Raw genomic sequence first — 24,923 nt, forward strand, 5'->3', positions numbered from 1 at the left:
TTTCCATTCTATTATTAGTATAGTACCCTATAGTATGATCCCGTATCAATCCGGCTTTCCGCCGCACATTAGAGTATGCACACAAAAGGAGTTTCTTATGATTCTTAAATGGATAAAAAGACACAGACCTTTGACGGCCCTCCTGATCATTTTCCTCTATCTTGTCCTGGGGGCCACTGCGCCCTTTTATCATTATAAACCTGTTTCCCAAATAACAAAAGAAAATACTTCGGCCGCTGATTTTTATCAGGATGGTCCGGGCTGTGACCGGGCCATGATCCTGGAGACGAACCAGAGCGCCTGGGACGAACGGATGCGCCTGATGGGGATGGCAAAGGAACGGATCATTCTGTCCACCTTTGATTTCAGGGACGGAGAAAGCCCCAGGGATATCATGTCCCTAATGCTTCACAAAGCGGATGAGGGGGTAAAGGTCCAGATACTGGTGGATGGTTTTTCCGGTCTGGTGCGCATGGAGAGGAACAATTACTTCTATGCACTGTCCAGCCATCCCAATATAGAGATCAAGATCTACAACAAGATAAATCTGCTTCAGCCCTGGACAACCCAGGGCCGGATGCATGACAAATATGTGATCGCGGACGATTACGGCTATATACTGGGGGGAAGGAATACCTTTGACTATTTTATCGGTTCCTATCCCACCAACTCCCGCAGCCACGACAGGGAAGTCCTGGTGTACAACACGGCCCACGGCACAGAAGACAGTGCAAAAAGCTCCCTGTACCAGGTAGAGGAATATTTTAACCAGGTCTGGAACCTGGAGGTATCCTCCCTGTTCCACGACAGTGAAACCCTGGGTGAGAAAACATCTGTTAAAAATGCCGCTGCCGTGCTCAGGGAGCGGTATGACTCGTTGGCATCCGCCCATCCGGAGCTGTTTGCCCCGGATAATGAGGATGACCTGGCGATCCTGGAAGGGCCGGATCCCCTCACCTATTATCAGACCCACACCGTGCCCGCGGGAAAGATAACCCTGGTGTCCAATCCCACCACCATCTATGCCAAAGAACCGGTGGTATTCTACACCTTGACCCAGCTGATGAAACAAGCAAAAGAGCGTGTGGTGATCCACACGCCCTATGCCGTATTCAACAATACCATGTATGAAACCATGTCAGAAGTGACAAAGCAGGTCCCGGTCACCATGATGGTCAATTCCGTGGAAAACGGAGATAACTTTTTTGCCTCCAGCGACTATCCCCTGCACAAAAAGAAATTTATCAACACAGGCATGGAAATCCTGGAGTATGACGGCGGACTCTCCTATCACGGCAAATCCCTTGTGATCGATGATGAACTGTGCGCCATTGGCTCCTATAACTTTGACCTGCGCAGCACCTATATGGACACTGAGCTGATGCTGGTCATCCAGAGTCCGCCGCTCACCGCCCAGCTGAAGGAGCACATGGATTCCTATCAGCAGGACTGCCGCACCCTGCAGTCAGACGGCACCTATAAAATCCCCGCCCACGTAAATGTGGCATCCGTTCCTCTCTACAAACGCGCCGCGTGGAAGGTGGTAGGGTTTGTAATGCAGCCCTTCCGGTTTCTGATCTGAATCAGATCACCCTCTTATCCTTCCATTTCCCTGTGAGATACCGCGCAAAGGAGATCACATAGTTGGCCATCCAGCCCATGGGAACCGCATACCAGACAGCAGCAACACCCCATACCGGTGCGAAATGGAAGGCGCCGAACACGCGGATCGCCAGGTTCACCAGGTTTGCTATGGTAAACACAAGCACATCCCCGGACCCTCTTAAAAGGCCGTCCGTACACGCTTTTAACCCGATGAGCACAAAGAAGTATGCGATAAAGGACAGATACCCGGTGCCTGCCGCGTATGCGTCAGGGCTCATGCTGCCTCCCAGGAAGGAGGCGATAATCGGGCCGTTGGTCAGGGAGACCACCACTGCTATGAGTACTGAAAAGCCTATTATGATCCCGTAACTGGCCCTGTACCCCTTTTTCACCCGTTCCAGCTTACCTGCGCCGATATTCTGGGCCGTAAAGGTTGCAACTGCATTTCCTGTGGCGATCATTGGCACCACGCAGATAGACTCAATGCGGCTGCCCGCAGAGTATCCGGCCAGGGCAGCGGAGCCAAAGCCATTGACCACGGACTGCACCAGCAGCATCCCGATGGACACAATGGACTGCTGAAGGATGGACGGAACCGCGATCTTGGTGCCTGATCCCAGCATCCTGGTGTCATAAAGGCGGAATTCATCTTCCGGTCCCTGGGCATACCCTCTTAATTTTTTCAACAAAAGGGCAAAAGAGATAAGGGCGGATACACCCTGGGCCATTACGGTTGCAATGGCCACGCCGTCCACCCCCATTCCCAGCCAGGTAACTGATATGATATCCAGAACCACATTCAGCAGGGACGAGAATATGAGCAGGTACAAAGGCGTCCTGGAATCCCCCATGGCATTGAATATGGCAGCCAGCACATTATACATGAACAGGAAGGGCAGCCCCAGGAAATAGATTCCCAGATACAGCCTGGCCTGGCCCATAATATTTTCCGGCGTGTTCAGGCCCTCAAGGATCCGCCCGTTCATGGCAAATCCCACGCCCCCCAGCACCAGGCTTACAGCCAGGAAGGTGATCAGGGACGTGGAAATGGATGTCTTCATCCTTCCATGCTGCTTAGCCCCCAGATATTGGGATGTAAGCACGGAAGCCCCGTTTCCTCCTCCAATGGCGATCATGATAAACACATTGGTCAGGGCATAGGACGCCCCCACTGCCGCCAATGCATCCTCGCCCACAAAATTCCCCACGATCATGGAATCAGCCATATTATAAAACTGCTGGAACAGGTTTCCCAGGATCAGAGGCAGGGCAAAAACAAGCAGGCTTTTTCCAGGGCTCCCCTCTGTCAGGTCAATCTGTTTCTTTATCCGCCGTCCTGCGGCATTTTCTCTCACCGTATCCCCACTCATTGTTTTCCCTCAAATATCATCATTATCCCCAGATATCATCATTCCCTTGTGATATCATCGTTCCTATAGTTACGATCAGTTATGGTCCATTTCCTCAAATTCCTCCAGCAGCTCCCCAAAGAAATTTAATGCCTCGTCCACCGGTTTGGTGGTGGACATATCCACGCCGCAGAGTTTCAAAAGGTCGATGGGCGTCATGGAACAGCCGCCGCTTAAAAACTTCTTATAACCCTCCAGCGCACCGGACTCACCTTTCATGATCCTGCTGCTGATGGCCACTGCCGCGGAAAAACCGGTTGCGTACTGGTACACGTAAAACGGTGTGTAGAAATGAGGGATCCTCTCCCACTCATAGTCGATCTGGGGGTCCACCGTCATTTCCCCGCCAAAATAATCCGCATTCAGCTGATGGTATTCCCTGCACAGGTTCTGGGCGGTCAGGCTTTCCCCTGCAGCTCCCTTTTTGTGGGCCATGTTCTCAAACTCCGCAAACATGGTCTGACGGAACAAGGTTCCCCGGAAGCTTTCCAGAAAATGGTTCAGAAGATATGCCTTTTCCTTTTTGTCCTCCGTCTTTCCCAGCAGATGGCGGATCAGAAGCGCTTCATTGCAGGTGGACGCCACTTCTGCCACAAATATCTTATACCCCGCATAGGTGAAGGGCTGGTTCTTATCGGAATACCAGCTGTGGATGGAATGCCCCATCTCATGGGCCAGGGTAAACACATCATTTAAGGTGCCGTGGAAATTCAAAAGCACATAGGGATGGCTGCCGTAGGTTCCCCAGGAATAGGCACCGCTTCTTTTTCCCTCGTTTTCATAGACATCGATCCAGCGGTTGTCAAAGCCCTCCTGAAGCACGGACAGATACTCCTCCCCCAGAGGCGCCAGACCTTCCTTCACAATGGCCTTTGCCTCCTCATAGGTATAATGGCGGTCCACTTCCGACACCATGGGCACGTAAAGGTCATACATGTGAAGTTCATCCACTCCCAAACGCGTCTTTCTCAAGGCCGTGTAACGGTGAAGCTTTGGAAGGTTTTTTCTCACGGCCTGCACCAGATTGTCATAGACCAGCTCCGGCACTTCGTTCTCCGCCAGGTAATATTGTCTGCTGGACTCATATTTTTTTGCCTTTGCGTAAAATACAGCCTGCTTTACATTGGAAGAAAATGCGGCCGCCAGGGTGTTGCTATACTGTGCATACACGCTGTAAAGCCCTTCAAAGGCGTCCTTTCTGATCCTCCGGTCCTTGTTCTCCATCAGGGAAATATAGTTGCCGTGGGTGATCTGGATCCCTTCGCCGTTTTCTCCTGTGATCACAGGAAACTTTACATCCGCATTGTTGAACATGGTAAATATCTGGCTGGCTCCCTGGGTGGCGTCATAGGACTGGGCCAGAAGCTCCTCCATCTCACCGGACAGGGTGTGCCAGCGTTTATCAAGGATCATCTCCAGCGCACGCTTAAAGTGGCTGATGCCGTTATCCGCCTTCATAAAATCGTCCAGTGTTTCTTCCGGTATGGAAAGGATCTCAGGAACAATAAAAGAGGAATATTCCGAAGCCTTGTAAGAGAGGGACTGGGCCCTGGCAAACATATCCTGATACCCTTGCTGCGCCGTGTCCTGGTCTGAGCGCATCCTGGCATATACATAAAGAAGTTCTATTTTCCTGGACATCTCATCATCAAATTTCAGGCACTGGTACAGGCTGTCCGGGGACTCTGCCAGTTTTCCCCGAAAATCCGCATACTGCTTTACTTCCAGGGACGCCTCCTCAAACAGCTTTTCCCATTGGCTGTCACCGGGCACCATGTCCTCCAATTTCCACGTATCCTTAACATCTACCTCACCGCGCTTCTTCATATGAACCAGCTCCTTTCATATCCGGCACCGGCCATCCTTTAAAAGCCTGGCGCCATTCTCATTTTTGTCAAATCAGGTTTGCCATCAACGGCACTACGATCACGGTCATAAGCCCTGCCACTGCAATGGAAAGGCTGCTCATCGCTCCCTCTATCTCCCCCAGTTCCAATGCCTTTGCAGTTCCCACCGCATGGGCGCTGGTTCCAAGGGCCAGTCCTTTGGCCACGGGATGGTGTACCCTGGCCAGCCTGAGAATCGCCTCCCCCGCCATATTTCCCAGGACGCCGGTAAGTACTATGCTCATAACGGTCAGGGTGACGATGCCCCCCGCCTCCTCGCTGACCCCCATGCCAATGGCCGTGGTAATGGACTTTGGAAGAAGGGTCACATAATGCGTATGGGCCAGGCCCAGCACCTTGCACATGAGGAAAATGCTCACCGCGCTTGTGGCCACACCCGCAGTAATGCCCAGGGCAACCGCATCCCCGTGTTTTTTCAGCAAATGCAGCTGCTTATACAGAGGGATTGCCAGACAGACGGTGGCCGGTGTCAGAAGCCATCCCAGATATGACGCACCTTTATTATATGTTTCATAATCCATTCCTACTCCAAATATGCAGCCAATGATCAATGCGGCCGATACCAGGAGAGGATTCAGGATGGCAAGACCTGTCTTATTCCTCAGCCAGCAGGCAAACAGGTATGCACCAATGCTCAGCGCCAGTCCAAAATATTGGGACTGCTCTAAAACCACGCGGATACTGTCCCTCATCTTACTTTTCCTCCTTTGCTTCCTTGGACTGCATGACCCACTGGGCCATGCGCCCGGTGACGATCATCACCAGTATGGTGGACACTGCTATGATCAGCAGAAAGGGTACCAGAACCGCCTTTACCTCCCCGATACATTCCACGATCCCCACAGTGGCGGGTATGAACATCATGGTCATGGTATCCATAAGGAAATTACCGGTCCCTTCCACGCTTTCCAGTTTCACAGCTTTGCTCATAAGGGCTGCAAGCATGATAAACAGTCCGTATACGCCTGCCGGAACAGGCAGGGGCAGCACCTGGTATAAGATCTCTCCCACCATGGTGATGCCCAGAATAATCCCTATCTGTTTTACGTATTTCATCTTTTCCTCCGATTGAGACTCACACATCTTCAGGTGGTGAGTAATAACTGGCTTGTTTTTTCAAACACGGCTATTATTCTACCACCCTGTTTTTGCAGATTCAACCCGAAGATGTATAAATACACAAGAAATACAATCTTTCGCCATTGCATTATATTGCCTGCTGTCCTACAATAGGAAAATGAAATGGATAAAAAAACACACCTGCCCGGAGGGAATCCTGTTATGAACATTGTAAACGCCTTATCATTATCCCGTGAACAGATAAAAGAAATACATGATATCACCAACCTATGCCGGAAGCAGGATGGCATTTCCCTTTCCTGCCCAAATGACGGGGATGATTTCTGGCTTTTGTATGAAGGTGATCCGGAAACCAGCTCCATCAGAGCATTTTTTGCAGTATTTAAAACAGACGCTTCCTGCTGGGAATGTTATGCCTTTACCAGGCCCGACTCCCGCGGTAGGGGATATTTTTCCGCACTGTTAGAGGCTGTACTCACGGCGGGACAGGAGGCAGGCGATCCGGACCTGTGCTTTGTCACGGACAACCGCTGCGGGGATGCACAGGAGATCCTTAAACATCTGGAAGCAGAGTTCTGGTATGATGAATATATGATGGAATGCAAACTGGATTCAGCATCAGGCCTTGACCTGGATTCAGCATCAGGCTTTGACCTGGATCTTGCCATGACCGTGGAGGATGAGGGACCGGAATGGGGCATGACCCTGCGTATTGCAAAAGATGGGTCTGCAGCGCCGCCGGCAGGCACCTGCCGCCTCTCCATCCATGGGGACAGCGCCTATCTCTACAGCCTGGAGATCGCTCCCCATCTGCGCGGTCAGGGCGTGGGTTCCATGTTTGTCCAGGGGATCATGGGCATGTTAAAGAAGGACGGCTGCAGACAACTGCGGCTGCAGGTATCCGGCACCAATGAACCGGCTCTCAGGCTTTACAGAAAAACAGGGTTCCGCATAACGGAAACCCTGTCCTATTATTTGTATTAGAGCGCGTCTGCTAATCCCTGCGCACCGTAACCCCCTGCGCCTCGATCTTTTTGCGTATGGCAAGCATCTTCTGATCTGTCTCAGCGATCACATGGGCGCATTTTCTTAACTCTTCACTGATTTCTCCATCATCATCGATCAAGGATTTTTTATACTTTAACTGGTGGTCCAGGCTGGCCCAGAAATCCATGGCAATGGTCCGGATCTGTACCTCCACCCTGATCGGTTTCTTGCTGTCGGAAAAGAAGACGGGTATCTCAATAATCATGTGATAGCTGCGGTATCCATTGGGCTTGGGATTCTTAATATAATCCTTTACGGCAATGACCGTGACATCATCCTGACGTACCAGCATATCCGCCACCTCATAAATATCATCTACAAAGGAACATATGATGCGGATACCTGCCACATCATCCAGATTCTTCTCCATGGATTCCAGGGAGATCTCCATTCCTCTTCGCTGAAGCTTTTCCACAATGCTCATGGGCTTCTTTACCCTGGACTTGATCATCTCAATTGGATTGCGCTGATTCTTAACCGACAATTCATCATTGAGCACTTCCAGCTTTGTCTTCACTTCCCGGATCGCACAGGTATAACGCATCATGGCCTGCTGAAACTGCCGCGCCTGGTTCATCCAGACTTCAGGCACCTGTACCAGATCCGGCACATTGACGATGGACTGATGAAGTTCGCTGTTTGGATTCATGTTAATATTCATGTTCATCGGTTCACCTCATTATCAATCGTGTAATATTCTTACATTTGCTCCACCCCGCCGTATCACAGGGCTTCCACTACCTCAGCCGCATGTTCAAACCATGGCATCTCCATATATTCCACACGTCCGGCATCCACCATCTGGGCAATCTTTGGATCAATAGGGATCTGGGCAAGCACCTGAATGCCGTGCTCCTTCGCAACCTCCTCCACATGTCCTTCTCCAAATACACTGATACGCTTACCGCAGTCCGGACATTCCAGGTAACTCATATTTTCCACGATTCCCACAATGGGGATATCCATTTTTTTAGCCATATTCACTGCCTTGGCCACGATCATACTCACCAGTTCCTGGGGAGAGGTTACAATAATGATTCCATCCACGGGCAGGGACTGGAATACGGTCAGCGGCACATCTCCTGTGCCCGGAGGCATGTCCACAAACATGTAATCAATATCCTGCCACAATGTCTCAGACCAGAACTGCTTGACTGCACCGGCGATCACAGGGCCTCTCCAGATCACAGGATCCGTATCCTTGTCTAAAAGCAGGTTGGCGGACATGATCTCCACTCCCTCCATGGATCTGGCAGGAAGCATCAGCTTGCCGTCCGGTGAGGTCATTACACCATCATTAGGAAGACCAAATGCCATGGGGATGGACGGTCCGGTAATATCCGCATCCAGAACAGCGGTCTTCTTTCCCTTTCGGTTCATACTCACAGCCATCATGGAGGTCACCAGTGATTTTCCAACGCCCCCCTTTCCGCTGACTACGCCGATCACCTTTTTTACGGAGCTGGCCGGATTCAGTGCCTCCAGAAACTCACTTTTATCAACGGTACGGCTCTCACAGCTTGCACTGCAGGAGCCACAGTCATGGTTACATTCACTCATTTTTCGTTCTCCTTCCAATTTTCCTCAGGGCGTGTCCGGAAATTGCGCCTGCACGCCGGCCGTCACACTGTCTTCTGCCCGCCGCGTCCCGCGCTTTAAAGGAAATCCACCATATAGAATCATTGATCCAAACACGCCCTAACATCATGTCCATTATAAAACCATTTTCATCTATTGTCCATTCTTTAAACAATAAAATAAATATTAATAGACAATTCTCTTTCCTAGACTGTAAATATTTTACAAAATTGTGAAATCTTCACAAGTCATCCCCTTCTTTATTTACTTTTTTGTGCTTAAATGCTAATATAATAATAAGAGTATGTGAAGATTCTGTGAACATATCTATGATTCAGGAGGTGCTGCCAATATGAAACTTACCACAGCAAAGACACTTCGCCATGGACCTTCCCCCTATGAGCAATATACTGAAAAGAACCCTGAACTGACCAGGATCAAGGCCGCGGAAAACTTTACACGGATAAACGGCATGATGGATTTTTATAAGCGTACCTCCTGGATCGTGATTGCTGCAGCCGGACTTCTTCTGGTGGTTTCCCTTGTGGTCCTTTCAGGCATCGGCTTTCGCACCATCACCCGTTCCCCGGCCAACCGAAGTGCATTTTCCTCCTCGGTAGATGAGATGCTGAAAAAGGACAGCGCCATCACACAGGTACAAATGATGAATTACAGCAGCTACTATGTTTATCTGGATGATTCGGTTTGGTATGGTTTGACGGAATCTGAGAAATCCGATTACTGTACCCAGCTTGCCGATGCCATGAATGAAAAGTGCCATTCCTATAACATACTGGGCCGGAAAGAGACTGCCCGGCTTTACTTTTACGATTCCAGCGGCAGTCTTGTGGCACAGCCGTCCGAGGACGGGCTGGAGAATGTGATCCTGCGATAAGCCGCATCCTACGGGGCATAACCGGAAAGTACCTCAGTCCCCTGCCATTGCTCTCATCAGTTTATCCAGGCTGAATTCCGGTTTTTCCAGTACGCCCTGTTCCAGACGTCTTTTATTAAGATCCGAGTGCTCCACCTCTCTGGAATACCGGTGGGCCACATCCACAAAATCCAGGAAATCCAGGGTCCCTCCCTTCTCCTTCCAGACAGCCTGGGCCAGTTCCCCTATGAGAAGGGTACTTACAACAGCCAGTTTCATTTTACCGTAAGGATTCCCATGATAGACAGCCCCGCAAAAATAGGTGAACACAAAATAAACCATGAGCTGCTCCTCCCACAGAGGAAGCTTTGCCTCTAAGGGCCCATGCCTGAACGCTGCGCGCTGCCGCCCATATGCAATTCCCCCTTCACCGTACAGTGTCCTGCCGGCCTGCTTTGCAAAGCCGGGCCAATCCTGTTTCAATACCTCAAAACGCCCAATGATCCCATACATGTTTTGCATAAGTTCCCACCGCTCATCCGGCAGTACGCTGAAATCTTTCATCTTCCTTACAAACCACGGATTCCTGTTCTTACCGCGGTATCGCTCCAACAGGGCATCTGTTTCAAAGAGTCTGTTCCGGCCGATCCTCCTCTGCATATCATGGGCAAGGGCAAGGCACATGGCCATGCGGACATTTATGTCCAGTGTCCGCTCCTGCAGGATGGAGATTGCCAGTTCCCTGGCATCCATAAGCTTTGTGTATAGGAAAAAGTCGAAATCCTCATAGGATTCCTGTCTCTCATCTTCCTTTGTGATAAAACGCACCGGTTCTTCACATCCCAGGATCAGCTTTGCCGCTTCAATGCAGGACATGCACAAAGATATCTCCCTGCATCCCTCAAACTCCTCTATATGCCTGGGATAGGTGCGGCAGGTCCTGCACAGATTTGCGGCCCCTGTCTCCCCATAGATGTCACAGAGATCATTTTCATTCAAAAAGGCACACCTGCCTTCATACTGCTTGAAACAGGCTCTGTTCCAATGAATGGAATTATGGAGCCGGTTGCCGAACGGCCCCTCCATGCGCCGGTAATGTTCCAGAGTTTTTTTGTCGATCATGATCTCCCACCCCGCACAGCAGGTATCCGGACACTCCGATGCAATGCAGTGGAATTTCTTATAATAGTGGGGTATTGTGTATATCATTTCACAAGGCTCCCCGTTTCCAGTCTCAGGAGCATTTTCTTCACATCCGTGCCCGCAGCATAGCCGGTAAGGCTTCCGTCAGAGCCCATGACACGGTGGCATGGGATCATGATCGAAATAGGGTTATGCCCCACGGCCCCTCCCACTGCCTGGGCCGACATGGTGGTCCTTCCCATCTGTGCGGCCATCTCCTTCGCTATATGGCCGTAAGTCGTGCTGCCGCCGTATGGGATACGGCACAGGATCTTCCATACCTGCTGTCGGAATTCACTCCCGGACGGTGCCAGGGAAGGCATAAAATCAGGCTCCCTGCCTCCAAAATATTCCTCCAGCCATGCTCCTGCCTCCCGGAAGATCTCCAGGCTCCCATTCTCCTCATAGAGTTCAGGAACCTCCTTCTGCGGTCTAATCCTCAAACCTCCCCGCCCATCAGGCTCCAGCATGCCGCGCTCCAATGTGCTCCCAAAATACTTCTGTCCCTGGATCCAAAGTCCTGTTATACTTTTTTCATTGCCCGAAAGGGTGAGAATGCCCGCGGGCGAGGGAATCGTACCTATGTATATCATATCCATACCTCTCCTTGTAGATTTATGATTCTTTCATTATGGAAAGCCCCTCCATCCGGGGACCTCCCTGCTGTATATAATTTTACCGCTGCCACCGCAGTATATAAGGGTATTGTACTACGAAACAGCAGTTGTATCCACTACAAAATAACTTGCGTAAATGTACCCGGTTGCATATTCCGCTTGTATGATATATGCTAAAAGACAGGCATTGTGCTCATATTGTAACGATTGGGCGGAAACAGGAGGTATTTTTCATCCTTCAGCGGCCTTGGGCAGATGTGCATGTCTCCCCGGCACAATGATGCCATGGAAACAGGACAGACGCCGCATCATTCCGCCAAAGAGAATCAAACACCGGTACCCTCAGTGGACAAGGGGACACGCTTGTCCACTGAGGATATCATGATACAAGAAAACATCTTCCTTTCCGGCCGTATATTTGGTATGATACCCTCAATGAACATAAAGGGAAGGAGCCATGATATGAAATACAGGGAATTAGGAAAAACAGGACTTAAGGTAAGCGAAATCGGATTAGGAGCGGAATGGCTGGAACGCCACAACGGAGAGGAAATAAAAGAGGTAATCCTGCACTGCGAATCCGCGGGCATCAACATCCTGGACTGCTGGATGTCTGAACCAAATGTGCGATCCAATATCGGCGCCGCCATACAGGGCCGCCGGGACCGCTGGATCATTCAGGGTCATATTGGATCCACATGGCAGAACGGGCAGTATGTGAGGACACGGGACCTGGACAAGGCGCAGGCGGCATTTGCCGATCTGCTGGAACGGCTGGACACTGATTATATTGACCTGGGAATGATCCACTTTGTGGACGAGGAAGCGGAATTTAAGCAGATCATGGAGGGCGAGTTCTACGCATACGCAGAAGAACTGAAAGAAAGGGGCATCATCCGTCACATTGGCATGAGCACCCACAATCCTGCTGTTGCAAAGCTGGCAGCGGAATGCGGAAAGATAGAGATGATCCTGTTCAGCATCAATCCGGCCTTTGATATGCTCCCGGCCAGCGAGAATATTGATGACTATTTTAAGGAAACTTATGATGAATGCCTGGGTGGAATTGCTCCGGAGCGTGCAGAATTATACAGGATATGTGAACAGAACAATATCGGCATCACTGTGATGAAGGGGTACGCGGGCGGGCGCCTGTTCTCAGCTGAGGCATCCCCCTTTGGAGTGGCCCTGACACCGGTGCAGTGCCTTCATTATGCCCTTACCAGGCCCGCTGTGGCCAGCGTCCTGGTGGGATATGATACACCGGAACATGTGGATGCAGCCGTGGCCTATGAGACAGCCTCTGAGGAGGAAAAGGATTATGCCACCACCTTGTCCCAGGCCCCTGCCCATGCCTACTACGGACAGTGTACCTACTGCGGCCACTGCGCACCCTGTCCTGTGGGGATCGATATTGCCATGGTCAACAAGCTCTATGACCTGGCCCTGATGCAGGATACGGTTCCGGCCACCATAAAAGCGCATTATGACAGCCTTTCCTCCAATGGCAGTGACTGCATCGGGTGCAGGGGCTGCGAGGAGCGATGTCCTTTTGGTGTTCCTGTTTCTGAGCGCATGGTCAGGGCAGGGGAATTATTCCAATAAATATGATGTCTATAATCTGCTCAACAGATTGTAGGCCGTGATCCCATAGATCAATACGGCCATGCCGGCAAACATGGCCGCGTCACCTTTCCGGCCTTTATCAAGGGATTCCTTTGCATTGACAAGCAGCGCCAATCCCAGAAATATAAACATAACCGGCAAGGATATATTATAAGGCAGGATTCCTGTCAGCCCCAGGGCTGCAAAAAAGATGGTCAGTATGGAAAACAACAGTTTGGGTTTATTCATATCCGGCTTCTCCTTTTCATCTACGTGTACTCTCGGAATCTCCTGGTACTCAAATCCGCGCGATGTTTCTTGCCTGTCTCTATCTTAACACATTGTGCTCACAGTAAACAGTACTGAGATGGAATAAATGGATTGAGATAATCGGAAAATGAGGCCCTACAACACCTAGTTGACCTGGGACTTTCAGGCCGTATTACCCTTCAAAGCCAACGGCTTCGCTGGCTGCCCCTCCTTACACCCTCGCGGTATGCCGGTACAAGAGACGGACACCAGCGCATTGTGGACGGTATACTGAACAGTGATCTAAAGGGAGCTGCCCAGACGATCCGCAACCACTTACAAAGTTCACTGGAAAACTATATCCAGAGACCGCGAACAGCTATAAAAGGACCCTTGTGAAAATCCTTCCACAAAGGCCCTTTTTCCTCTCTTATCCTTTAGTGTACTCTGGCAGTCCCCTGGTACTCCGAGTACACTTTACTTACACACCCTTCTCAAACGCCTGGTCCGCAGCCCTCTGCGCCATTACGATCCGTTCACACCACCGGTCAAACTCCGGGTCTTCCACCTGTGTCTCAGGGTGATCCAGCATATAAACCACGGATTGTCTCAGTCCCTCTGCCATGGAAACCGTACATACAAAATCAGGGACCGCCCGTTTGATCTTTGTATTGTCAAATACAACACTGCTGGATTTATCACCCAGAAGTTCCCCCCTGAAATCATAGGGCCCACTGTGCCTTGCAAGAAAATCAGATGCCACATGAAGGGCATTCAGCGGTTTTCCCAGGGCTTCGGCTATGGTTTCATAAATCTGATTCCACGTCATGCTCTCATCGCTTGTAATATGATAGGCATGTCCGATGGCGTGGGGATTGCCCATCAGCCCCACATATCCCCTGGCAAAATCATCGGAGTGGGTCAAGGTCCACAGGGATGAGCCATCACCCGGTATGATCACCGGCTTATCCTCCATGATCCGCTTTAAGATCTGCCAGTTTCCCTTTGCGCCATGTACGCATACCGGCGGCTTGGTTCCATTATAGGTATGGCTGGGGCGGACAATGGTAACCGGGAATCCCTCCCTTCGGCCGGCTGCCAGCAGCACATCCTCAGCCGCAATCTTGTTTCTTGAGTACTCCCAGTACGGATTGATTAAGGGCGTACTCTCCGTGATCCGGTGATCGGTCATCGGCTTCTGATAAGCGGAAGCACTGCTGATATAAATATACTGTTTGGTCTTACCCTTAAAAAGACGGATATCCCTCATAACATCCTCGGCTGTAAAACCAATGAACTGGGCCACCACATCATAGTGCTTTCCCTCTAAGGCCGCTGCCACAGCCTCCTCGTCATGGATGTCCGCCACAATGGAATCCATCCCATCCGGTACAGGCTTGCTCCCGCGGTTAAGCAGGGTTACATCCCATCCTCTCTTTAATGCCAGCAATGTCACCGACATGCTGATCGTTCCCGTACCTCCAATAAATAGTGCTTTCACAATGGATACCTCCGTTTATCTGTATTTTTATGGTATATATCAACAAGGAAGTCACACGTTTTTAATGCCGTACTCCTTATATAAAACTTCATGGAACGCCTTATCCTCTGTTGCTCTCAATAAATCCTCTGTTCTGGAATCCTTCCATGCTCTCTCAGAAATTTCTCCATATATCTCCCTTCTCATAGCAGTCTGACATGGCCTGTATGATCGCCTCGTCCCTGGTCAGTCCCCTGAGATCTCATTGGAAATATTCTTATATTTTAGCAGATACCCCATTCCGTGTCCAGAGCAAATAAGTTTTCCAATATAAGGCGTTCCAAACAGAAAACGGCACGCCCAAAAGGCCATGCCGCATCCTGTAAAATAATATTATACACTTACACAAACAAGTTCACACAATTCCGGTCACTCAACATAATACGGAAACTGTGTAATCCTAAGCTTTGTACACCCATAGGGAATCAGTTCGATTTTCTCCGGTTCCCCCTGGATCTCCACCGGGCTTTTCGGAATAAGGCCCGCGCTATTATGCTCAAGACACCAGCCTTCCAGGCGCTTTCCGGTTCCTGTAAGGACAACCGGCGGATTCTGTTTGGAAAATGGAACGCGGCCTATCGTATTTTCCGCTACAGCCAGGGGAGCATTCTTTGATATAGCGTAGTTCCACGGACTGATTGGATAAACTTCATAATCGCTGACCCCTGCAACTTTGCGGACCGCCTTCCACTGTTCCTTTATATTCAGGGCATATACCAAAGGTCCGCGCTCCACAGCCAGACTGTCCTTAAACCAATGGCTTTGGCGGATATCCATCTCAAATTCAACCGTAATCTCATCCCCTGCTTTAAGTCCCCGGACCGTCACATAATCTTCACTCCTCCCAAGACGGCGCTGCTTTCCCTCCTGGCCAACCCGTATATGGGAACACCAGCCCGGAATCCATATGCGGAGAACAGCCTCAGGCGCCTCGCCTTCCGCCACGCGATAGCAGATCCTGTTTTTAAAAGGATATTCTGTCTCCTCAATGATATGTACCTTTTCTCCGGCTAGTTGAGTGACGATGCTGCTAGGCGCATGGACCATGGAAACCAGCGTATGTTCATTTTCCTTAAACCACAGAGACTTCAGCAGCTTAGGCCAGCCCTGGTGCATATTGGCAGTACAGCAGCCGAAATTCGGCTCAAGACCGAACATATTGGATTCTTCATTTGTATTGAACCAGTCCCGTTCGGCCCGGTTGGCAAGTACCTGATTAGCCTGCTGAAGATACTGATGAGCCATAAAATCCTCTGTTATAGTGGCAGGCAGGGCGTTATACGCCAGCTTTTCTATCTTGTCCCCATAGTCGCCTCTGCCAAATGCCTCGATCATAGTCTGCAGGCTGAACATATACTCTACAACGGAACACAGTTCCGCGCCGCGGGAAGGATTGTTTCCGGCCAGATGCTCATCTCCGTTCAATGCTCCGGTGGCTACCCCATGAAAATGTTCCGCCGCCTCCAAGCCCCTGTCTGTAATTTCTTCATAATCCCTATCATCAAAAAAATAAGACAGCATGGCCGGGTATTTAAATCCCATGGTCAGATTAACAATATGGTTCGTATGGTATTTCATTACCTCATCCATAGAGCTCTTCTGATAATGAGCCAGTAAACGGTCCCAACTGTAATAATACTCAGCAGGCCGTACAAAGGGAAAGTCCTCAAATACCTCATTCCAGTCCAAAGCCTGGCTTTTTAGCTCCGCTGCCAGCTCCTTTAAAACTTCTCCGGTCTGTTGACAATACCAGTTGATACAATAGAGCAGATCTCCGATCCTCGCCTTGGACCATTGAGTCATGGGCCGTTTAAGGATTTCTTCCTGCAGATAGGAAAAGTAACCGCTAAACAGTTTTAACACCCGTTCGTCCTCTTTGATCTCATAGTATTGAATCAGTACTTTCAGCATAACAAAACGGGACCAATAATCCTGCCTGCTGGCCACGGGGCCGAAATTTCCGCTCGCATCCGCACTCTCCAGGGTCCATTCCACAAAACGGCAGGCCAGTTCCCAATGTTCCTCATCCTTCAAATACCAGGCCAACGGCAAAAGGCCATCCAAATAGTAGGGTCCTCTCTCCCAGTTTTCTCCGGTTCCTCCCAGCCATCCGGAATAGCTTCCCACACAATCCCACACCTGATAAAGCTTTCCTGTCAATCCCTCCATCTGTATTTCCATCTGCCGCTTTAACCAGCCTTCCGGCCGGATTTCAGGTATACGGCAGCATTTTAAACGTTTGATATTCTTTGTACACATGTTCAGTCCTCTCTGCCTGACGGTTCAGGCCCGGTTATTTTTACTTTAAAGCACCGCTCATCATTCCCCGGATGAAATATTTCTGCAGGAATAAGAACATCAGCATAATAGGAAGCATCCCCATAAGAGATCCTGCGGTTAAAACGCCCCAATCCGTACCGTAATAACCGATTGCCAGGTTTGTAAGCCCTACATTAAATGTTTTGATGGTATTGCTGTTAGCAAATACAAGTGCGATAAGGTAATCATTCCAGGTCGTGTAAGCTGAGTAAACAGCAATCGTGGCAACGGAAGACCAGGTCAAGGGAAGGCATATCCGCAAAAATATCCGAAGATTTCCGGCTCCGTCCAATTTCGCTGATTCCAAAAGTCCATCGGGAATTGTGTCAAACGCATTTTTCATCATATAAATGCAAAAGGGCGTGTGGAAGGTCGTGTAGATCAAAACCAAACTTGCCCGTGTATTCAGCAATCCCAATTTTGCCATAATCGTATAAAGGGGTGTCAGCAGCGTTTGAAATGGGATCATAATGGCGGCAAGAATACAGGCCAGCATGATCTTCCCACCCCTCAGCTTCAGCTTTGACAGACCGTAGCCCGCCGCTATGCTGACAACTGCTGTACATAGGATGGAACAAATGGTGATCATAACAGAATTCATAAAATATCTCAGGTAGATTCCATTTTCCAGCGTAAATATCTTAACATAGTTCTCCAGGGACGGAATATGAGGAACCAATGTGGGAGGCATTTGATAAATCTCACCCTTTCCCTTTAATGAGGTGGCGGCCGCCCAGTACAAGGGAAGCATAAAGAGTATACTTAGTATAATATTAGCCCAGGTTTTTTTCGTTGTTTGTCTCATGCTTCATCTCCCATTAATTTGTTGAATCTTTCATTACCTGATACTGGAACAAGCTAAGAGCGCCCAGGATCAGCAGAATAACAGCTGTCATAGCTGAACCATATCCCAACTTGAAATAGTTAAAAGAAGTATTATAAATATAATGGACACTGGTGGTGGTAAGCTGACTGGGGCCGCCCTTTGTCATGATGGAAAATTGCTCAAATGCCAAAACAGAGCCAGTAACAGACATGATCAGCGCCAGAGCCACCTGGGGCTTTATGATCGGCAAAGTGATTTTGAAAAACTGCGCGATCCATCCGGCTCCGTCCACCCGCGCCGCCTCATATACCTGGTCGTCCACTCCCTGAAAGGCAGCTAAAATAATAAGCATGGAAAATCCTGACATCTTCCAGGTAACCATAAAGATAACTGCCGGAAGGGATGTTTTCGCCGAATTCATCCATAATATAGGACTGTCGATCAGTCCGCCCGCCTGTAAAATATAATTCATAACACCATATAAGTCGTTATAGATCCACAGCCATACCATACTGCAGCAGGTCATGGATATGACCACGGGAGCAAAATACAGCGTCCGGAATAGATTGACTCCCCGAAAGGCTCCATTCACCAGGAGAGCCAGTATAAAAGCGAGGATAAACAGGCATGGCGTTACAAACAGGGCGTATTTCAGCGTAAAGATAAGGGAGGTCCAAAACTGCTTATCCTGCAGAAGCGTCACATAATTCTCTATAAAAATAAATTTCTTTTCCCCCAATATGGACCAGTCATAAAAGGAAATACGAAGGGTCTGTATAAAGGGGTAAATAAAAAACACAACGTTCAGCACCATGGCGGGCAGCACAAAGAGATACCCCAACTGCAGATGACCCCGTCCCTTTCTGTTCTTATCCATAAACCTTCTCCTCGCTTTCTGTTTCCCGGCAATCCAATCTGCCGTTTTTCTTAATCCGCCATAATGGCGTCAATCCTTGCCGCAATATCCGTTGCCGCTTCCTGAGGTGTCATCTCCTGGTTCAGACATCTCTGCATATCTTCGAGCATAGGTGTATACATCTCATCATACTTCAGGGAATATGGAGTTTTAGACACTTCCAGCGCCTCCTTTAAAACGCCATACTGAGGAGTTGCGGCAAAATACTCATTGTCAAAAAAGTCCTTTCTGGCCGGTAGACAGCCGCCCTTAGCCAATTCCTCCACCTGTACTTCTTCAGATAATGCATACTCGATAAAGTCCCAAGCCGCCTCCACATCACTGCACTGGGAAGTGATGCCAATGGAATCTCCTCCTGAGAAAGAAGCATATCCGCTTCCCTTTGGTCCTCTGGGAACCAGGCAGGCTCCCCACTCCATATCGGAGGATCCATTTACAAAATTATATACCGCTGCGCTTCCCAGAACGATCTGGCTGGCCTGGCCTGTAAGGAAAGCATCCTGTGCCTCGCTCCATGAATACGTAATGGTGCTGGGCGGAGTCACTTTATACTGGTTGATCATATCGGACAGCAGTCCGATGGCTTCAATTGCATGTTCTTCATTCAACAGACATGTTTTCCCATCCTCTGACAGGAACTCTCCTCCGTTATTCCACACATAAGGCATAAAAGTAAACATGTAAGCTCCCGAGTGGGCTCCCGCATATACGTAACCATAGTGGCCGTCCTTTGTCAGCTTCTGTGAATACTCAATCAGTTCTTCCCAGGTTTTCGGAGGATTCTCGGGATCCAGCCCCGCATCCCGGTAATGCTCCTTATTGTACAAAAGGACCGATACATCCGGTGAGAATGGAACCGCATATGTTTTACCGTCCACCTGGCCGCTCTTTATCATTCCCTCGCTGAACTGATCCTTATAATCCAGGGCTTCAAAACGGTCAGAAATATCTGTAAATGCGCCGTTTGCCGCAAAATATGGCACTTTGGTACAATCTAGTGAAATGATGTCCGGAGCCTCATTGGCAGACAGGGACAGGGTAAACTGGTTGGCAATCTCTGTATTTACCTGCTGGACAACCTCCACTGCCACCTTATCTTGGAGCTTATTATATTTCTCTGCCGCTGAAATAGCCGCGGCAGCCGTAGAATCCCTGGTCCATACTGTAAGGGTTTTCTTATTATTTTGTGACTCTATTTTTTCTCCTCCAGTCTTTTGTCCGCATCCACTCAAAAGGGCGATACCCGCCCCCACTATCAGTATATTTGTCATTATTTTTCTGTTCATATCTTCCCTCCACTGTGTTTTTGTTTGTTTTTTTGCTTTATTTGCTTATTTATTTATACATATTATATATTACTGCTTTTGAATAAAAAAGGAATATAATTGATTAAAACTTGTACAATATGAACCTATTTTACCTTGATTGCACGGAACACAGCTGGTATAATAATTGAGAAGATGATTATAGGAGGTTTTTCGCGAAATGGAGTATGCTAATTTTCCTTCTCCTCCCTATCCCCATTTTATCATTGCCGGAGATGCGCTCTACCGCCCGGGAGATATCCACCGCAAAAGGGCCTGCATTGGTATTTTTGATCTGGTTTATGTGGAATATGGTGAATTATTCATAACAGATGGTGACCATGCCTATCACCTGAAAGAAAATGATGTGCTGATTATACGCCCGGACACCATACACTATGGCCACAAGCCTTGTTCCGTTAAGACTAAATTTATGTGGTGCCATTTTCGGACGTCCGGTACTTACTACTACTCGGAAGAGATTCAGCTTCCCTCACCAAACCACAGCTCCATCTACTCCTACGAGGACAGAACAAGCCTCTTGATCCTTCCTCTGTACAAGCGGCTTTCCCCTCAGGAAGCGGTTGAGTTCTCTGTCTGCTTTTCCAGCCTGATGTCTTCTAATATTGATAAGTATCAGCAAAAGGAACAGCAGGGACAAACCTATTTATCTCCCTTAGAATGCCAGGAAACATTTCTTCGACTGTTAAACTTTCTTCAGGTAATGCCATCTCAGTTCTCTCCCTCGGAGCTATTAGCCGCCAGTATCATTGAGTATATTTCCCGGCACTATCCAGACCCGATCTCTCTAAAAGATATTGCCGACTATTTTAATTTTCATCCTGCTTATATTATCCGCTGCCTTAAGAGACAATACGGAATCACCCCAAACAAAGCTTTGACAGGCATTCGTATTGAACATGCCAAACGGATGCTGGTCACCTCTAACTTAAGTATTAATAAAATTTCTTATTATGTGGGCTTTACCACTATCTCCTACTTTAACCGGACATTCAAGGAGCACACCGGGATGACGCCCAGAGAATTCCGCAGACAGCAGGGGACTGTTTAAATAAAAAATAGCTTTCCAGACATCAAAATAGGCGGGAAGGCTATTTTTAGCTTTCCCACCCATAACAAGGGTATGGATCAGGATACAACAGGTACAGACCTCCTCACTATGTCAGGCTCCAGCCCGCCGACCGCTCACGGATATCCACATAATCCCTGTATATGCCCTCCTGATCCATCAGATCATGGTGGATTCCCCGCTGTACGATCCGCCCCTCTGAGACAACCAGAATGTTATCTGCCGCCTTAATGGTATTCAGCCGGTGGGCGATCACCAGAAGCGTCTTGCCCTTCACCAGCTCGGATATGGCTTCCTGGATGTATCTCTCATTATCTGCGTCCACGCTGGCTGTGGCTTCATCCAGCACCACCACCGGCGCGTCCTTTAGGATACAGCGGGCAATGGAGATGCGCTGCCTCTCCCCTCCGGATAAGGTGGTTCCCCCTTCCCCGATCACGGTCTCAAATCCTTCCGGCAGCGCCATGATGAATTCATAGCACCTGGCCTTTCTAGCCGCCTCATAGACTTCCTCTCTGGAAGCATCCGGCTTTCCCATGGAGATATTGTTATATACGGTATCCCGGAACAGATACACCCGCTGGAACACCATGCTGATCTGATCCATCAGTTCCGCCAGTGGGATCTCCCTTATATCCCTTCCCCTGAAACAGATTGTTCCGCTGTTCACGTCCCAAAAGCGGGCCAACAGGTTTGCAATGGTAGATTTCCCGCTCCCGGAGGGGCCTACCAGAGCCGTCATGGAATTAGGGCGGACTGCAAAGCTGACATGGCTAAGTACGATCTTCTCCTCATAGGCAAAGGATACATCCCTAAATTCCACCTCCGGCAGGCTCTGGTCCTCCCCTGTACCTGACATCCCTGTGCTTGGCATCCCTGTACCCGGCATCCCTGTACCCGGCATCCCTGTACCTGGCATCCCTGCATCAGGAAGCTCCGGCTCGTCAAACACGGCTTCGATCCGGTCCAGGCAGCTGTTCATCACCGTGAGCCTGGTGGCTTCTGCATACAGTGCCTTTAATGGGCCAAACAGATCAAATACAAGCAAAAGCACTCCGCACAGATATGGCAGGGACAGCGCCCCTGTCTGCTGAAGATATACAGCCAGGGCAAACACAGCGGACATTCCCAGGGCATAGAGCACATTCAGTCTTCTGTGCCACGGCGTCAGCGCCGCCTCAAACCCCAGGGATGTTTCCATGGAACGCCGGAAGTTTCCGGACAGCTCCCCGGATTTCTCACCCAGAAGATTATAGCTTTTTATGATCCCGATCCCCTCAATGAAAGAGAGGACCGCATCGGTCAGCTTTTCGCTCTGCTCCTGTTTGATAACGGACTGGGACAGGGATACCCGGTTCATCCTTCCGGCCAGCATAACGGCTGCCAGGCTGGTACCCACGGCAATGATCCCCAGACGCCAGTCCAGGAATACCATAAAAACCGCCATGATCACAGAGGAAAACAAATAGTTCATCATATTGGCCAGGGTGCTCATGGCGACCTCTTCCACAAATACCATATCTGTACTCAGCACGGAACTCACTTTTCCTATGTTGCCTGATGTAAAATACCCCATGGGCATTCTTCTCAGATGGGCTCCCAACTCCAGTCTCTTTTCAGCAAACATCATATAACCGGCCCCGCTTTGCAGCCGGTCGGATGTAAACTGGCACAGGGCCTCCAAAGCCACGATTACAACCATAGCGATTCCCGTGTTCAGGCAGTGGGAAGGGGTCAGCGTTTGTTCATAAAATCCGGACAGTACCAGGAATGCCAGGCAGATCGGCATCTTTGAAAGCATGGATTTCAGGAAGGAAAATACAAATGCTGTCTGGATCCTTGCCCTGTATTTCCCGGAAAGACACAGTATCCTCTGGATCAAACGGATCATCTCTGTTCCTCCTCTCTGCTGTTTTTTACATTCCACTTAGCGCTGTCAACAGATGCCTGCCAGAGCTTTCTGTACTCCCGGCTTGACGCCATCAACTCCTCATGGGTTCCCACGCCAGTCATCCTTCCTTTGGACATGACACATATCCGGTCCGCATTTTTTACGGAGGGCAGCCGGTGGGCAATCACCAAAAGTGTCTTTGCCTTTACCACCTCTGCAATGGCCGCCTCCATTTTCTCCTCATTTTCCGGATCGGTGAAAGCCATGGCCTCGTCCAGCACCACCACGGGAGCATCCTTTAAAAGCGCCCTGGCCAGGGCGATCCTTTGGCGCTGTCCTCCTGACAGCTGCTTTCCGCTGTCTCCGGCCAGGGTATGGATGCCATCCGGCAAATGCTCTATGAATTCCATACACTGGGCTTTCCCGGCAGCCTCCATCACCTCCTCGTCCGTGGCCTCCGGTTTTCCCAGCCTGATATTTTCCAGCAGGGATGTGTTAAACAGGTATTGTTCCTGGGCCACATAGGAAATCTGATCATTGAGGGCTTCCAGGCTCATGCGGCGTATATCCTGTCCCCCTATGGAAATACTGCCCTCATTGATATCATAGTAATGGACCAGCAGTTTTGCCAGCGTGCTTTTTCCCGAACCGGACTCTCCCACCAACGCGGTCTTCCATCCCTGGCAAATGGTAAAGCTGACATGGTCCGCGGCCATTTCCTGTTCATATGCAAAACTTACATCCTGAAATTCCACCGTGTGGTCCCTTCCCTCAAATCCTTCCTTTCCCTGCTCCAATGGGGCCGCGCTTATGACCTTTTCCAGGTTCTCAATCTTATAATTGATCTGGGGCAGGGAGGGCAGGAATCCAAGGGCCTTTAGCATGGGAAGACCCAGGCTCAGGGAAAGACACATCACAAGGATCAGGTCCGGCAGGGTGGAATATCCCTTCAGCACAAACCAGGAGCCCAAAGGCAGGGTCAATATCAGGGTGCAGGGAAGGATACTGTTGTACATTGCCATCCACGGCCAGCAGGCCCGGTACCAGCCAAGTGTAAAATCCCTGTAGGCATCAATATCCTTCTCATATCTGCGGTAGGACTCCCCATCCTTGTTAAAAACCTTGACCACCTCCATGCCGTTGATGTACTCAATAATAGTATTGTTCATCACCTTTCCGGCTGTATAGTAATTGTTCATGTCCCTGGAGCCGATGGCGAACATCACACACATGGAAAACAGGCCCACAGGCAGGGATGCCAGGGACATAAGAGCCAGTTTCCAGTCCACGGCAAACAGGCACAGGTAGACGGCCGCAGGAATCGCAAGGTTGCCAAATCCCTCGGGAAGGGCATGGGCCAGCAGTATCTCAATGCTGTCCACATCATCCACAAACATACGCTTCAGGCTTCCCGTCCCCTTTCCCTGTATCTCACCCAGGGGCAGCATCTCCATTTTTTTCTGCAAATGAACTCGAAGGCGCATCAGAATGTGAAAGGCCGCTTCATGGGACATGGACAGCCCTTTGACATAAAGGCAGGCATGGCTGACCAGGCAGACCGCCACTGCCAGGATCCTCAGGCTGATGTAGGCCGGACTGACAGGGCTGCCCATGATCAGCGGCGTGATGATCTGGTACACGAACACAAAGGGTAGAATGCTCACAAGCACGGCGGCCAGTATGACCAGTCCCGACTGAATGGTCAGCCTTTTGTAGGGACCTGCATACTCTAACATTTTTTTGAACATTGGATCTCATCTCCTTCCGAACCATATTATGGTTCATATCCAAAACAGATCAAGCTAAAATGCGTCAAGTTAGTTTTTGCTAACCTGACGCATTTTATTTTACCGCCGTCCTCTTATGTTTTCTACCAAAATCCAA

General features: G+C 49.6%; 22 protein-coding genes. 6 read left to right on the top strand and 16 right to left on the bottom strand.

What is annotated here, in order from left to right; translation table 11 throughout:
• Nucleotides 1-97: 97 nt before the first annotated feature.
• Nucleotides 98-1,582 (top strand): phospholipase D family protein, encoded by a 1,485-nt coding sequence (locus HMPREF9469_RS05030; protein ID WP_007859834.1) that lies wholly within the window; start codon nt 98-100, stop codon nt 1,580-1,582.
• A gap of 1 nt (nt 1,583) precedes the next feature.
• On the opposite strand, the gene HMPREF9469_RS05035 is transcribed toward HMPREF9469_RS05030, so the two are convergent.
• From HMPREF9469_RS05035 to HMPREF9469_RS05050, 4 genes are all read right to left on the bottom strand, one after another.
• Complete coding sequence (locus tag HMPREF9469_RS05035; protein WP_007859836.1) at nt 1,584-2,975, bottom strand: MATE family efflux transporter; 1,392 nt, start codon at nt 2,973-2,975, stop codon at nt 1,584-1,586.
• 75 nt (nt 2,976-3,050) lie between these two features.
• Complete coding sequence (gene pepF, locus HMPREF9469_RS05040) at nt 3,051-4,841, bottom strand: oligoendopeptidase F (RefSeq protein ID WP_007859838.1); 1,791 nt, start codon at nt 4,839-4,841, stop codon at nt 3,051-3,053.
• 67 nt (nt 4,842-4,908) lie between these two features.
• Nucleotides 4,909-5,613, bottom strand: coding sequence for an LrgB family protein (locus HMPREF9469_RS05045; protein ID WP_007859840.1), 705 nt, complete (start codon nt 5,611-5,613; stop codon nt 4,909-4,911).
• Between the two features lies 1 nt (nt 5,614).
• Nucleotides 5,615-5,977: a CidA/LrgA family protein gene (locus tag HMPREF9469_RS05050; RefSeq protein ID WP_007859844.1), complete on the bottom strand. Its 363-nt coding sequence runs from the start codon at nt 5,975-5,977 to the stop codon at nt 5,615-5,617.
• 186 nt (nt 5,978-6,163) lie between these two features.
• Here HMPREF9469_RS05050 and HMPREF9469_RS05055 point away from each other — a divergent pair, with 186 nt between their 5' ends.
• A complete protein-coding gene (locus HMPREF9469_RS05055; RefSeq protein WP_048930869.1) occupies nt 6,164-6,985 on the top strand; it encodes a GNAT family N-acetyltransferase in 822 nt (273 codons plus the stop codon).
• 10 nt (nt 6,986-6,995) lie between these two features.
• Here the strand turns inward: HMPREF9469_RS05055 and HMPREF9469_RS05060 are convergent, their stop codons facing one another.
• Entirely contained in the window at nt 6,996-7,709 is a 714-nt protein-coding gene (locus HMPREF9469_RS05060; protein ID WP_040415560.1) for a GTP pyrophosphokinase, read from the bottom strand.
• Nucleotides 7,710-7,771: 62 nt separating this feature from the next.
• A complete protein-coding gene (locus tag HMPREF9469_RS05065) occupies nt 7,772-8,608 on the bottom strand; it encodes an Mrp/NBP35 family ATP-binding protein (RefSeq protein WP_007859850.1) in 837 nt (278 codons plus the stop codon).
• A gap of 370 nt (nt 8,609-8,978) precedes the next feature.
• Between HMPREF9469_RS05065 and HMPREF9469_RS05070 the strand changes: the two genes are divergently transcribed.
• Nucleotides 8,979-9,521 carry a hypothetical protein gene (locus tag HMPREF9469_RS05070; protein WP_007859852.1) on the top strand — a complete coding sequence of 181 codons (543 nt, stop codon included), beginning with the start codon at nt 8,979-8,981 and terminating at the stop codon, nt 9,519-9,521.
• A gap of 33 nt (nt 9,522-9,554) precedes the next feature.
• Here HMPREF9469_RS05070 and fliB read toward each other — a convergent pair whose 3' ends face one another.
• A complete protein-coding gene (fliB, locus tag HMPREF9469_RS05075; protein ID WP_007859856.1) occupies nt 9,555-10,709 on the bottom strand; it encodes a flagellin lysine-N-methylase in 1,155 nt (384 codons plus the stop codon).
• Nucleotides 10,706-11,275, bottom strand: coding sequence for a methylated-DNA--[protein]-cysteine S-methyltransferase (locus tag HMPREF9469_RS05080; protein WP_007859857.1), 570 nt, complete (start codon nt 11,273-11,275; stop codon nt 10,706-10,708). Before HMPREF9469_RS05080 ends, fliB begins: the two co-directional genes overlap by 4 nt.
• A gap of 486 nt (nt 11,276-11,761) precedes the next feature.
• On the opposite strand from HMPREF9469_RS05080, the gene HMPREF9469_RS05085 reads away from it, so the two are divergent.
• A complete protein-coding gene (locus HMPREF9469_RS05085) occupies nt 11,762-12,904 on the top strand; it encodes an aldo/keto reductase (protein ID WP_007859858.1) in 1,143 nt (380 codons plus the stop codon).
• Nucleotides 12,905-12,913: 9 nt separating this feature from the next.
• Here the strand turns inward: HMPREF9469_RS05085 and HMPREF9469_RS05090 are convergent, their stop codons facing one another.
• Nucleotides 12,914-13,153 carry a hypothetical protein gene (locus HMPREF9469_RS05090; RefSeq protein WP_007859859.1) on the bottom strand — a complete coding sequence of 80 codons (240 nt, stop codon included), beginning with the start codon at nt 13,151-13,153 and terminating at the stop codon, nt 12,914-12,916.
• Between the two features lie 192 nt (nt 13,154-13,345).
• Between HMPREF9469_RS05090 and HMPREF9469_RS34025 the strand changes: the two genes are divergently transcribed.
• Entirely contained in the window at nt 13,346-13,552 is a 207-nt protein-coding gene (locus HMPREF9469_RS34025; RefSeq protein WP_227161655.1) for an FCD domain-containing protein, read from the top strand.
• Nucleotides 13,553-13,634: 82 nt separating this feature from the next.
• On the opposite strand, the gene HMPREF9469_RS05095 is transcribed toward HMPREF9469_RS34025, so the two are convergent.
• From HMPREF9469_RS05095 to HMPREF9469_RS05115, 5 genes are all read right to left on the bottom strand, one after another.
• Nucleotides 13,635-14,654, bottom strand: a complete 1,020-nt coding sequence (locus tag HMPREF9469_RS05095; RefSeq protein WP_007859860.1) for an SDR family oxidoreductase — start codon at nt 14,652-14,654, stop codon at nt 13,635-13,637.
• A 408-nt stretch (nt 14,655-15,062) separates the two neighbouring features.
• A complete protein-coding gene (locus HMPREF9469_RS05100; protein WP_007859867.1) occupies nt 15,063-16,952 on the bottom strand; it encodes a beta-L-arabinofuranosidase domain-containing protein in 1,890 nt (629 codons plus the stop codon).
• Nucleotides 16,953-16,992: 40 nt separating this feature from the next.
• Complete coding sequence (locus tag HMPREF9469_RS05105; RefSeq protein WP_007859868.1) at nt 16,993-17,817, bottom strand: carbohydrate ABC transporter permease; 825 nt, start codon at nt 17,815-17,817, stop codon at nt 16,993-16,995.
• Nucleotides 17,818-17,830: 13 nt separating this feature from the next.
• A complete protein-coding gene (locus tag HMPREF9469_RS05110; protein ID WP_007859869.1) occupies nt 17,831-18,715 on the bottom strand; it encodes a carbohydrate ABC transporter permease in 885 nt (294 codons plus the stop codon).
• Between the two features lie 50 nt (nt 18,716-18,765).
• Nucleotides 18,766-20,040 carry an ABC transporter substrate-binding protein gene (locus HMPREF9469_RS05115; protein ID WP_007859870.1) on the bottom strand — a complete coding sequence of 425 codons (1,275 nt, stop codon included), beginning with the start codon at nt 20,038-20,040 and terminating at the stop codon, nt 18,766-18,768.
• 199 nt (nt 20,041-20,239) lie between these two features.
• Between HMPREF9469_RS05115 and HMPREF9469_RS05120 the strand changes: the two genes are divergently transcribed.
• Nucleotides 20,240-21,130 (top strand): helix-turn-helix transcriptional regulator, encoded by an 891-nt coding sequence (locus HMPREF9469_RS05120; protein WP_007859871.1) that lies wholly within the window; start codon nt 20,240-20,242, stop codon nt 21,128-21,130.
• A 106-nt stretch (nt 21,131-21,236) separates the two neighbouring features.
• On the opposite strand, the gene HMPREF9469_RS05125 is transcribed toward HMPREF9469_RS05120, so the two are convergent.
• Nucleotides 21,237-23,039 carry an ABC transporter ATP-binding protein gene (locus HMPREF9469_RS05125; protein WP_007859872.1) on the bottom strand — a complete coding sequence of 601 codons (1,803 nt, stop codon included), beginning with the start codon at nt 23,037-23,039 and terminating at the stop codon, nt 21,237-21,239.
• Nucleotides 23,036-24,787, bottom strand: a complete 1,752-nt coding sequence (locus HMPREF9469_RS05130) for an ABC transporter ATP-binding protein (RefSeq protein WP_007859873.1) — start codon at nt 24,785-24,787, stop codon at nt 23,036-23,038. The genes HMPREF9469_RS05125 and HMPREF9469_RS05130 overlap by 4 nt, the downstream gene beginning before the upstream one ends.
• Between the last annotated feature and the right edge of the window lie 136 nt (nt 24,788-24,923).

Source organism: [Clostridium] citroniae WAL-17108 (assembly GCF_000233455.1).
GTDB lineage: Bacteria > Bacillota > Clostridia > Lachnospirales > Lachnospiraceae > Enterocloster > Enterocloster citroniae.

Coding starts and splice junctions, on each gene's coding strand:
- HMPREF9469_RS05030 (WP_007859834.1), top strand. CDS start 98: ATGATTCTTAAATGGATAAAAAGACACAGACCTTTGACGGCCCTCCTG.
- HMPREF9469_RS05035 (WP_007859836.1), bottom strand. CDS start 2,975: ATGAGTGGGGATACGGTGAGAGAAAATGCCGCAGGACGGCGGATAAAG.
- pepF (WP_007859838.1), bottom strand. CDS start 4,841: ATGAAGAAGCGCGGTGAGGTAGATGTTAAGGATACGTGGAAATTGGAG.
- HMPREF9469_RS05045 (WP_007859840.1), bottom strand. CDS start 5,613: ATGAGGGACAGTATCCGCGTGGTTTTAGAGCAGTCCCAATATTTTGGA.
- HMPREF9469_RS05050 (WP_007859844.1), bottom strand. CDS start 5,977: ATGAAATACGTAAAACAGATAGGGATTATTCTGGGCATCACCATGGTG.
- HMPREF9469_RS05055 (WP_048930869.1), top strand. CDS start 6,164: ATGGATAAAAAAACACACCTGCCCGGAGGGAATCCTGTTATGAACATT.
- HMPREF9469_RS05060 (WP_040415560.1), bottom strand. CDS start 7,709: ATGAATATTAACATGAATCCAAACAGCGAACTTCATCAGTCCATCGTC.
- HMPREF9469_RS05065 (WP_007859850.1), bottom strand. CDS start 8,608: ATGAGTGAATGTAACCATGACTGTGGCTCCTGCAGTGCAAGCTGTGAG.
- HMPREF9469_RS05070 (WP_007859852.1), top strand. CDS start 8,979: ATGAAACTTACCACAGCAAAGACACTTCGCCATGGACCTTCCCCCTAT.
- fliB (WP_007859856.1), bottom strand. CDS start 10,709: ATGATATACACAATACCCCACTATTATAAGAAATTCCACTGCATTGCA.
- HMPREF9469_RS05080 (WP_007859857.1), bottom strand. CDS start 11,275: ATGATATACATAGGTACGATTCCCTCGCCCGCGGGCATTCTCACCCTT.
- HMPREF9469_RS05085 (WP_007859858.1), top strand. CDS start 11,762: ATGAAATACAGGGAATTAGGAAAAACAGGACTTAAGGTAAGCGAAATC.
- HMPREF9469_RS05090 (WP_007859859.1), bottom strand. CDS start 13,153: ATGAATAAACCCAAACTGTTGTTTTCCATACTGACCATCTTTTTTGCA.
- HMPREF9469_RS05100 (WP_007859867.1), bottom strand. CDS start 16,952: ATGTGTACAAAGAATATCAAACGTTTAAAATGCTGCCGTATACCTGAA.
- HMPREF9469_RS05105 (WP_007859868.1), bottom strand. CDS start 17,817: ATGAGACAAACAACGAAAAAAACCTGGGCTAATATTATACTAAGTATA.
- HMPREF9469_RS05110 (WP_007859869.1), bottom strand. CDS start 18,715: ATGGATAAGAACAGAAAGGGACGGGGTCATCTGCAGTTGGGGTATCTC.
- HMPREF9469_RS05115 (WP_007859870.1), bottom strand. CDS start 20,040: ATGAACAGAAAAATAATGACAAATATACTGATAGTGGGGGCGGGTATC.
- HMPREF9469_RS05120 (WP_007859871.1), top strand. CDS start 20,240: ATGGAGTATGCTAATTTTCCTTCTCCTCCCTATCCCCATTTTATCATT.
- HMPREF9469_RS05125 (WP_007859872.1), bottom strand. CDS start 23,039: ATGATCCGTTTGATCCAGAGGATACTGTGTCTTTCCGGGAAATACAGG.
- HMPREF9469_RS05130 (WP_007859873.1), bottom strand. CDS start 24,787: ATGTTCAAAAAAATGTTAGAGTATGCAGGTCCCTACAAAAGGCTGACC.